Here is a 9,258-nt window from a genome sequence, read left to right as displayed (position 1 = left end):
GCCGCCGCACCGACGGGGTCCGGCCCACCGGCCTTGTGCAGCAGATGACTTGGGGAGGGACGACGTGATCGCGGGAGTCCGCGGAGGGCTCGCAGCCGCCTGGGCCCGGCAGCGCTGGGCCGTGGCCGCCGGGCAGTTGCTCTGGTTCGCCTGCATGGCGATCGGGATCGCCTGCTCGGGCGGCATCGAGTCCGCCGTCCGCGTGGAACCCAAACCCGCCGGTCCGGGCCTGTGGCTCGAGGTCTTCCTCAACAACGCCAAGGTGGCCGCGCTGGCCTTCAGCGGAGTCGCCACCCTCGGCCTGACCACGGTCGCCTTCTCGCTGCTCTCCGGCCTCGGTGTCGGCGTGCTGATCGGGCACGCGTACGCGCTGGGCGGCGGCCAACTGCTGCGGGCCGTCGGACCGCACGCGGTGCTCGAACTGCCGGCCCTCGGCCTCGCCGTCGCGGCCGGCCTGGCCCCGGCGCTCGGGCTGTCCCGCCGCCTGGTGTCCGGACGGGGCGCCCCGTTCAGCCAGCACGTGGTCGACGCCGCTGTCCTCTTCGGAACCTCGCTGGCCGCGCTCGCCGTGGCCGCGGGCGTGGAAACGTGGGTGAGCCCCCGATGACCTTGACCACCACGACGGACCACCGTCCCCTACTCGATCCGGAGGCCGCGCCCGAAGGCCGGGACGACGGCCGGGCCGGGCGCCTGCGCCACCGCGCCGCCCTGGCGCTCGCCGTCCTCGTCCAACCCCTGGCCGGTCTCGGCCTCCTGGACCGCTACCGCGCGGCCGTCCTGGAGAAGATCCCCGACGCGGCACCGGGCGCGGTGAAGGCCGGCGTCTGGGCGGGCTGGCTGTTTGGATCGGTGCTCGGCGCGATCGGCGTGCTGCTGGCCGTCCTGCTCGCCGGCGCCGCCGCCTGCCGACTGGCCGGCGCCCGCGACGGCTTCGCCCGGGACCACGCGACCGTCGGCACGGTGGCCGCCCTCTACTTCGTGGGCAAGCTGCTGCTGCTCGGCGCGGGCGCCGCCCTGGTCGGCCACCCGTCCTGGGACGGACTGGTGGACGCGCTGGGCAGCGCCGACCTCGGCCTGGTCGTGCTGTTCGCGGCCTTCACCGAGGTCCTGCGCCGCAGCACCGGCCTGAGCCCCGCCCGCAGCGCGGCGGCCGCGCTCGCGCCCACGGCGGTGCTCCTCGCGCTCTGCCTGATCCCGCGCTGAGCCCGCGCCGGGCCGGGACCGGGCCCGCACCGCCCGCGCCGCTCGCACCGCTCACACCGCTCACACCGCTCACACCGCTTGAGAGAACGACCCCCGTACGACTCGTACGACCCCGCACGACCGAGGAGCCGACATCACCGTGGTATCGCAGATCAAGCCGACCGGTGCGGCCGTGGCCGGCCTGCTGGCCGTGGCCGCCGCCGTCCTGGCCGGGGTCCGGACGGTCTGGTACTGGACGAGCCGGCCGGACACCCTGGCCGCGGTCGACCGGGCCGACCGGGTCGTCGACGCCGCCCGGTCGACGGTGGTGCAGACCCAGGACCTGCTCAACTGGGGCTGGCTGGCGGCCGCCGTCCTGCTGCTCGCCCTCGGCGCGGTGGTCGCCCTGGCCTCCACCGGCCGCTGGCTGCTGTTCGGCTTCTCGGCCCTGGTCTACATGCCGCTCGGGGTGGCGGGCTTCCGGCTGCCCGCCGCCGCCGGACTCAACGGGACGGCCGCCGGCTTCTGCGTCCTGGTCGTCGCGGCCAGCGCGGTCGCCCTGCTCACCGGCCGGCGGGACTGATGGAGGGCCGCCGACTCGCCTGGACCGCCGGGCTGGCCCTGGTCGACGCCGACCTGCGGCGCCGGCGCAACCGCCTCCCGGGGCTGCGCACCCTCGCCCCGCCGGCCCGGGCCGTGCTCGCGCTGGCCGTCGGCGTCGGCCTGGCCACCGTCGCGGCCCTGCTCTGGGGGATCGGCTCGGCGCTCGGCCGGGTCTTCCCGGTCGGCCCCGAGGACGGCACCGTCGTGTCCGGCGCCTGCTGGTCGGTGGCGGTCGTGCTGGTCGCTGGCCACCTGCTCTCGGCGCGGCCCAACCAGGCCCGGCTGCTGCTCGATCCGCCCGACCGCGCCGTCCTGCTCTCCTGGCGGGTGCCGCAGCAGTCCGTGTTCCTGGCCCGCCTCTGGCTGCCCGCCCTGGCCGGGGCGGTCGGCTCCGTGGCGGTCGCGGGCCTGGCGGCCGGCCCCTGGCTGGCCGCCTCCCCCGCGGGCCGGGCCCTGCTGCTCGCCGTGCTCACCGCCGTCGCCGGATCCGCGCTGGCCGGAGCGCTCGGCCACGTGGCCGCGACCGCCGCGCTGATGCTGGGCCCGCGCCGGGCCCTGCCGCTCGCCGCACTCGGCGTCCTGCTGCCGGGGCTGTTCGCCCTCGGGCTCGTCCTCGGACCGCTCGCCGACCGCCTCCACCTGTCCGGCCGGGCCGAACCCGAGGAGTACGGGGCGGCGCTGCGCTCCGCCGTGGCCCGCCTCCGCCCGGACCTCTGGGACCGCCTGCTCGACCCCGACCGGCTCGGGACGGCCCTGCTCGGCTGGTGCTCGGCCCTGCTGCTGCTCGGCGGCCTCGCCCACCTCCTGCTGCGCCGGGCCGCCGCCCGCGGCGCGCTCCGCCCCGCCGTCCCCGGCGGGCCCGCGGCCGCCGCACACACCTCCAGCACCCTGCTCGACCGGGTGCCGCCGGTGCTGCTGCCCGCGGCCAAGGACCTGCTGGCGCTGCGCCGCCGCCCCGTCGCCAGCACCGGCGCGCTGTTCCGGACGGCCCTGGTCGGCCTCGCCCTGGCGGCGCTCGGCGCGGGGGTCCGGCTCGGCCACGGCGGCGAACCGCCGTGGCGGCTCCCGCTGGGCGCCTGGAGCGTTCCGCTGGCGCTCGCCGTGTTCCTGGCGCTGTCCACCGTGGTGGCCCAGGTGGCGGGGGTCGAGACCGAGCAGCGGTCGCTCGACCTGCTCCGCCAGGCGCCGGTGCCGTTCGGCCGGATCCTGGCCGGGAAGGTGGCCTCCTGCTGCGCCGTCGCGGCCGTACCGGTCGTACCGCTGTACCTCGGGCTGCTGCTGGTCGGCGGCGGAAGCGTGACCGCGGGCGCGCTGCTCGCCCTCCCGGTCGCGCTGCTGGCCGGAAGCTGCGCGCTGGTGGCCGCCGCCTTCCTGACCCCGGCCGCCGAGGGCTTCGCCGACGGCCGGGCCGCCCGTTCCGGCGCGGCCGAGACCGTGGAGGGCCTGCTGGCCGCGGTGCTGGCCGCCCCCGCGGCGGCCGGGCCGCTACTCCGCTCGGCCACCGGCACCGGCGGGGCCGTCGAGGCCGCGGCCTGCCTGCTCGACCTGGCCCTGCTGCTGGCCGTCCTGCGGTTCGCGGCCCGAAGTGATCTCCGAATCCGGAAGGTGCGCCCGTGATCGCCGTCGAATCCGCCAGTGTCCGGTACGCCGGGCACACCGCCCTCGCCGAGGTCGGACTCACCGTCGGGGAGGGCGAGTTCGTCGCCCTGGTCGGCCACAACGGGTCGGGCAAGACCACCCTGCTGCGGCTGCTCGCCGGGCTGGAGGAGCCCACCTCGGGCCGGGTCGCCGTCGCCGGCCGGCCGGCCACCGCGCTCGCCGTCCGGGCCGAGCGCGGCTACGCCCCCGCCGAACCGCCGCTCTACGACTACCTGACCGTCCGTGAGCAGCTGGTCCTGGCGGCCAGGCTGTACGGCGCCCCGGTGCGGGAGGCCCTCGCCGCGCTGGCCGGCACCGCCCTGGAGGACCGCCCGGACGCCCTCGTCCGGGAGCTCTCGCTCGGCATGCGCAAGCAGCTCGGCCTGCTCGTCGCCACCGTGCACCGGCCCCGGCTGCTCCTGCTCGACGAGCCGACCAACGGCCTCGACAGCGGCGCGGCCGGCGCGCTCCGGGCCGCCGCCGCCGACTGGCGGGACCAGGGGCGCACCGTCCTGTTCTGCACCCACGACCTCGGCTGGGCCGACGAGTTGGTGAACCGGCTGGTCGTCCTGGACCACGGCGCCGTCCGCCACGACCTCCGGCTCGACGGCGAGACGGCCACCGCCGCGCTGCACCGCCTCGACCCGACCGGCACCCTCCTCACCACCGCCGACTCCCCGACCCACCCGGCCAGCACGGAGCCCGCCACACCATGACCCCTCCCAGCGCCCCTCCCACCGCCCCTCCCAGCGCCCGGACGGCCGGCCCGGCGGTCGAGGTCCGCGGACTGCGCCGCCGCTACGGCGCCCTCACCGCCCTCGACGGCGTCGACCTGACCGTCCCCGCCGGCTCGCTGACCGCGCTGATCGGGCCCAACGGCTCCGGCAAGACCACCACCATGCGCGTCCTACTGGGCCTGGACCGCCCCGACGCGGGCACCGGCACCGTCCTCGGACACCCGCTGGACCGGCCCGAGCGCTACCTCCACGCGGTCGGCGCGCTGATCGAACAACCCGCGCTCTACCGGCGGCTCGACGCCCGCACCAACCTGCGGGTGCTCGCCGAACTCGGCGGCATCCCCCGTGGCCGGGTCGACGAGGTGCTGGAGCAGGTCGGCCTCACCGCCCACGCCGGCCGGCCGGTGGGCGGGTACTCGCTCGGTATGCGCCAGCGGCTCGGCATCGCCGCGGCCCTGCTCCCCGAGCCCCGGCTGCTCGTCCTGGACGAGCCGATGAACGGGCTCGACCCGATCGGCATCCTCCAACTCCGGGAGCTGCTGCGGTCCCTGGCGGACGCCGGCGCCACCGTGCTGGTCTCCAGCCACCAGCTCAACGAACTGGACGCGATCTGCGACCGCTTCGTCCTGATGCACCGGGGCCGGGTGCTGTTCCAGGGCGGCAGGGCGGAGCTGACCGCCTCCCGGACGGCCGTCGTCGAACTGGCCCCGGAGTCCGCCGCCGACGGCGCGACCCTCCACGACGTGCTGAGCGGGGCCGGGTACCCCAACCGCCACGAGGACGGGCTGCTGCTGGTCGAGGCCCCCGCCGACACGGCCGCCGAACTGAACCGGATCGCGGCGGCGGGCGGCGTGACCCTCGCCCACCTGGCCGTCCGACGGACCTCCGTGGAGCAGGCCTTCCTCGCCCTGGTCACCGGCACCGGGCCCGCACCGACCGCCCCGACCGAAAGGACGGCCGTCCCGTGCTGACCCGCGTGCACCAGGCGTTCCGCAGCGAGCTGGTCAAACTGCTCCGGCCGCGGCTGCTCTGGCCGCTCCTCGGCTCCGTCGCGGCGGCCACCGCCGCGGTCGCCGCCGGCACCGCCGCCCTCCGGAACGACCCCGGCCCGGTGGACCTGCTCGGCGCCGCCCGTACCGCCACACCCCTGATCGGCCTGGTCATGATGTGCGTGGCCGCCAACGCCTTCTGCCAGGAGTACCGCGAGGGCACCTGGCGAAACCTGCTGGTCCGCCAGCCGGCCCGCGGCGCACTCGCCACCGGCAAGCTCGCCGGGCTGGCCCTCCTGTCCCTGCTGGTCGCCGCCACCGTCTGGGCCACCTGCGCGGCGACCACCACCCTGACCGCCGCACGCCACGGCTCCCCACCCCACTGGGACGGGGCCCCGTCCACCACCCTGCGCCTGCTCGCGGCAATGCCCGCCTACACGGTCCTGGGCTCCGCCGCCGGCCTGCTCCTGCGGTCGACCGCGGCAGCCCTGGGAACAGTCCTGGGGTGGACCCTGGTCGCCGAGTCCGCCCTCACCGCCCTCGCCGCCACCAAGGGCTGGGACATCTCCCCCTGGCTCCCCGCCTCCGCCGTCACCCGCCTCTCCGCCGCCCCCTCCCCCACCCTCCCCACCCTCACCACCCTCACCACCACCGCCTGGTGCACCCTCCTCTTCACCACCGCCACCCACCACTTCACCCGCACCCCCCACCTCTGACCCACCCCCCACCCGCCCCGGCGCCAGCACGACCGCCCGGGCGGCCCCCTCCATCCCCCCGCCGACTCCCTGAATCCCAACACCGAGGGCCGGCGCCGCAAACAGAACCACAAACAGTTCACCAAGGTCGCCAACCCGAACCCGCCCAACGACGACTCGCTGGTCATCCCCTACAGCCCCACCGGAATCCGCCCACCAAACCGACCACACCTTGCACGCCCTCGACGCCCCCACCTGACAAAGGCCGCCCTCGCCGAGACCATCACCAACTCGCCGCCGTCGAGACCGCACACCGGCCGGCCGCCGCGGCCGAGGTCACCGCCGACACCATCGAGGCCCTCCCCCACGAGACCCCCACCTCGTCCTCGAACTCCTCGACGCCCCCCACGACGCCGTCACCGACCCGCCGACGACGCCGTCAACGCAATGACGGACGCACTCGACCGGGCCGATGCCACCATCGCGGCCAGTCCCCCGTGCCAGTGTGGGATGGTCATTCACTCCGCCCGCGGCGCGCGATACACATCGACGGCGTTCGCCGAGGCCTGTCAGGCGCACGGGATACGACGCTCGACGGGCCGGGTCGGCACCAGTTATGACAACGCTCTCGCGGAGTGGACGGCCGCCTCAGCCTGGCTGGCCTGGTACAACCGCAAGCGGCGGCACTCCACCGCCGGCTACCGCAGCCCGGTCGACTACGAAGTAGGGCAAAAGTCCGCACCACCCAAATTCACAGCCCGCTGCGGACGCGCAACCGTCTACCGGGCCGCCTCCATCCTGCACCACGCGCCAGGCCAGGCCATCAGGGCTGCGCGACCGGCGCGCGGGACATCCGGGAAGCAGGACGGCATCGAAACCCTCGCCAGGGATCGACTGGGGCGAGGTCGACACCTGGGGCAATGACAACATGACATGTGACTTGCATCACATTTAGCCTCGCTTGCCGCCTCCCCCGGATCCATCGCAACCCCTTCCGCCCGCCTTGCGAGCTGCCATGCTGCACCGCGGCTCAGTGCGCAGTATTACTGCGCATCAGGAGCGCAGCCACCGACCCCTTCCAGGATTCCCGCTGAACGCAGCCGTCCATTGCTATCGTTCGACACGACCAACCGCAGCATGCACTCGACTTGCGGAGATCCAGCAGCAGGGGCGGTGCGCAGTAGTACTGCGCAGCTGAGAGATAGAGGCCACGGCATCATGAAGTCGTTCATCAAACTGTTGGAAAAGGCGATGGAGAACACCGGTACTACGCTCCGGCTGTGCCTGCTGATGCTCGTCGCCGCGGCGGCTTACGCCATCAGCCAGTTCAAGTAGCCAATTCGGGAAACGAGGAGGACGCGCGTGGAGACCAGCCCACCGGAAAGCCGTGATGCGGCACTCGCCGACCGGCTCTGGCGAGCCTACGTGCCCTACCAGAGAGGCCGGAACGGCTTCCACGACCTCACACTGATGCTGGCGATCCTGCTGCTCACGCGGCTGGTCGAGGCGGCGGAGCCAGAGGACGAACTCGTGATCCGATGGGACCGCGCCGTCGCGGACGTCCGGTTCCGCGGATCGCCGCTGCGCGACCTGCGTGCCGCGCTGGACAGCGTACGTCGGAGCAAGGGCCTCGGCCTCACCCTCGACCTGCTCGACGGTGAAGGGTCGGACGACGTGCCGTGGGCGGTGCCCTTCCTCGAAGCTCTGGGCCCTCGGCCAGGTTCAGAAGCCAACCTGGCCGAGGTCGCCGAGCTGCTCATCGAGCACCTGTCTCAGGAGACTGACGTCTCGGCAGGCGAGTTCTACACACCACGGGAAGTGGTCCGACTGGTCGTCGACCTGGCGGAGCCGCAATCCGGGGACCGGATCTTCGATCCGGCTTGTGGGACCGGCGGTTTCCTGACGGAGGCAGCGCAACGGATTACCGAACACGGTGGCCTTGGCAGCACCTCCTTCGAGGCCTACACCACGAACCGCGGTGCCCCGCAGCTGGCGGCCATGAACCTCGCTCTGCACGGAGTGGACCAGCCCGTGGTGCGCGCCTCCGATCCGGCAATGCTTCTGCAGAGCACGGGATACGGTCTGGCCGACGTGGTGATGAGCAATCCGCCGTTCAACCAGCGTGTCATGAACCTCGACCGCATCGGCCTGCCATCCGACTCCAGCGCCAACTACGCCTGGCTGCAGCTCGCCTGGAGCCGGCTGAGCGAGCACGGAACTGCCGCAGTGATCATGCCGCCGAGCGCTGCCTGGTCCGGCGGGGCCGATGAGGCACACCGTCAGGACCTGCTCGCCCGCGGCGCCATCCTCGGCATCATCGCGCTGCCAGCGAACCTGTTCCCTGCCACCACCGTCGCCGTGCACATCTGGTTGCTCGCCCGGGACAAGTCCGGTCGGCTGCCGGCAGGAGAGGCAGACTCCGTCCTCTTCATCGATGCCGGCCGACTCGGCTCCCCAGTGCCCCGGAAGCCGCGCGAACTGACCCCCGTCGAAATCGAGCGCATCACCGGCCGGTTCCACGAATGGCTGCAGTCCCCGGGCGCGGTAGCGGACGAGCCGGGATTCTCCCGCTCTGTCGGGTACGACGAGATCGTGGCGAGCGCCGGAAATCTTGACCCCCGCATGTACGTCGCTCCCGTGCCGAAGCCACCAACTGCGGTACTCGACCTGGGCAACACACTCGACGAACTGCACGGGCACACTCTGGCGACCGCGGAGTCGGTCAGCGAGCTCCGCAAACTCGCCGACCGGTGCGAATGGTTGACCGACAACAGAGAGGAAATCCCGCTGCTGACACTCCGAGAGGCGGTCAACGGCGGCCCCGGTAACACCAGTGCGAGCCGGCTCCTCGCCGGTCCCTCAGGAAGCCTCATCCGAGCCGACGACTATGTGCAGGGTGGCGGGATCCCGGTCGTGATGCCCAAGGACCTGACGGGCAGTGGCTTCAGCACGGCGGACGTCCGGTACATCACCGAGGCCCACGCCGAGAGGCTGGAACGTTTCCGTCTCCGCCTCGGCGACCTCGTCGTGGCCCGCCGAGGTGAACTCGGCCGGTGCGCCGTGGTCCGCGAGGAGCAGCACGGCTGGGTCTGCGGCACAGGCTGCTTCCTGCTCCGCCCCCACCTCGAGCTCAACCCCGACTACCTTGCTGCCTACCTGCGCAGTGCCCAGGCACGTGACTGGCTCGACAACCACTCCACCGGAAGCATGACCATGAAGACCATCTCGCTCCAGGTCCTTGGCGACCTCCCCGTCGCCCTGCCCGACCTCGGCGCCCAACGGACCATCGCGGACCTGATGACCCGTTTGGATGCCCACGAGCGCCTGCTCCGTGAGCAGCTCGCCGTGACGCGGCGCCTCCACCGGGACGCACTGCAGGGGTTTCTGGCTCCGGGAGCTTGACGTCCTCCTCCC

8 protein-coding genes are annotated in these 9,258 nt (G+C 73.8%); all 8 read left to right on the top strand.

Going from position 1 to position 9,258, the window contains the following annotated elements; translation table 11 throughout:
- Nucleotides 1-64: 64 nt before the first annotated feature.
- The 8 genes from ACFU7Z_RS08635 (at nucleotide 65) to ACFU7Z_RS08600 (ending at nucleotide 9,246) form a co-directional block, all read left to right on the top strand.
- A complete protein-coding gene (locus ACFU7Z_RS08635; protein ID WP_380777028.1) occupies nucleotides 65-607 on the top strand; it encodes a stage II sporulation protein M in 543 nt (180 codons plus the stop codon).
- Nucleotides 604-1,203 (top strand): hypothetical protein, encoded by a 600-nt coding sequence (locus ACFU7Z_RS08630; RefSeq protein WP_380777027.1) that lies wholly within the window; start codon nucleotides 604-606, stop codon nucleotides 1,201-1,203. Before ACFU7Z_RS08635 ends, ACFU7Z_RS08630 begins: the two co-directional genes overlap by 4 nt.
- 139 nt (nucleotides 1,204-1,342) lie before the next feature.
- A complete protein-coding gene (locus tag ACFU7Z_RS08625; protein ID WP_380777026.1) occupies nucleotides 1,343-1,765 on the top strand; it encodes a hypothetical protein in 423 nt (140 codons plus the stop codon).
- Nucleotides 1,765-3,402 (top strand): hypothetical protein, encoded by a 1,638-nt coding sequence (locus ACFU7Z_RS08620; protein ID WP_380777025.1) that lies wholly within the window; start codon nucleotides 1,765-1,767, stop codon nucleotides 3,400-3,402. The genes ACFU7Z_RS08625 and ACFU7Z_RS08620 overlap by 1 nt, the downstream gene beginning before the upstream one ends.
- A complete protein-coding gene (locus ACFU7Z_RS08615) occupies nucleotides 3,399-4,139 on the top strand; it encodes an ABC transporter ATP-binding protein (protein ID WP_380777024.1) in 741 nt (246 codons plus the stop codon). The genes ACFU7Z_RS08620 and ACFU7Z_RS08615 overlap by 4 nt, the downstream gene beginning before the upstream one ends.
- Nucleotides 4,136-5,131 carry an ABC transporter ATP-binding protein gene (locus ACFU7Z_RS08610; RefSeq protein ID WP_380777023.1) on the top strand — a complete coding sequence of 332 codons (996 nt, stop codon included), beginning with the start codon at nucleotides 4,136-4,138 and terminating at the stop codon, nucleotides 5,129-5,131. The genes ACFU7Z_RS08615 and ACFU7Z_RS08610 overlap by 4 nt, the downstream gene beginning before the upstream one ends.
- Complete coding sequence (locus tag ACFU7Z_RS08605) at nucleotides 5,125-5,865, top strand: ABC transporter permease (RefSeq protein WP_380777022.1); 741 nt, start codon at nucleotides 5,125-5,127, stop codon at nucleotides 5,863-5,865. The genes ACFU7Z_RS08610 and ACFU7Z_RS08605 overlap by 7 nt, the downstream gene beginning before the upstream one ends.
- 1,341 nt (nucleotides 5,866-7,206) lie before the next feature.
- Entirely contained in the window at nucleotides 7,207-9,246 is a 2,040-nt protein-coding gene (locus tag ACFU7Z_RS08600; protein ID WP_380777021.1) for an N-6 DNA methylase, read from the top strand.
- The last annotated feature ends 12 nt before the right edge of the window (nucleotides 9,247-9,258 follow it).

The organism is Kitasatospora sp. NPDC057518 (assembly GCF_042802075.1).
Classification (GTDB): Bacteria; Actinomycetota; Actinomycetes; order Streptomycetales; family Streptomycetaceae; genus Kitasatospora.
The sequence above is the reverse complement of the archived record's forward strand: the minus strand, read 5'-3'. Positions and strand labels throughout refer to the sequence as shown.

Coding starts and splice junctions, on each gene's coding strand:
- ACFU7Z_RS08630 (WP_380777027.1), top strand. CDS start 604: ATGACCTTGACCACCACGACGGACCACCGTCCCCTACTCGATCCGGAG.
- ACFU7Z_RS08620 (WP_380777025.1), top strand. CDS start 1,765: ATGGAGGGCCGCCGACTCGCCTGGACCGCCGGGCTGGCCCTGGTCGAC.
- ACFU7Z_RS08610 (WP_380777023.1), top strand. CDS start 4,136: ATGACCCCTCCCAGCGCCCCTCCCACCGCCCCTCCCAGCGCCCGGACG.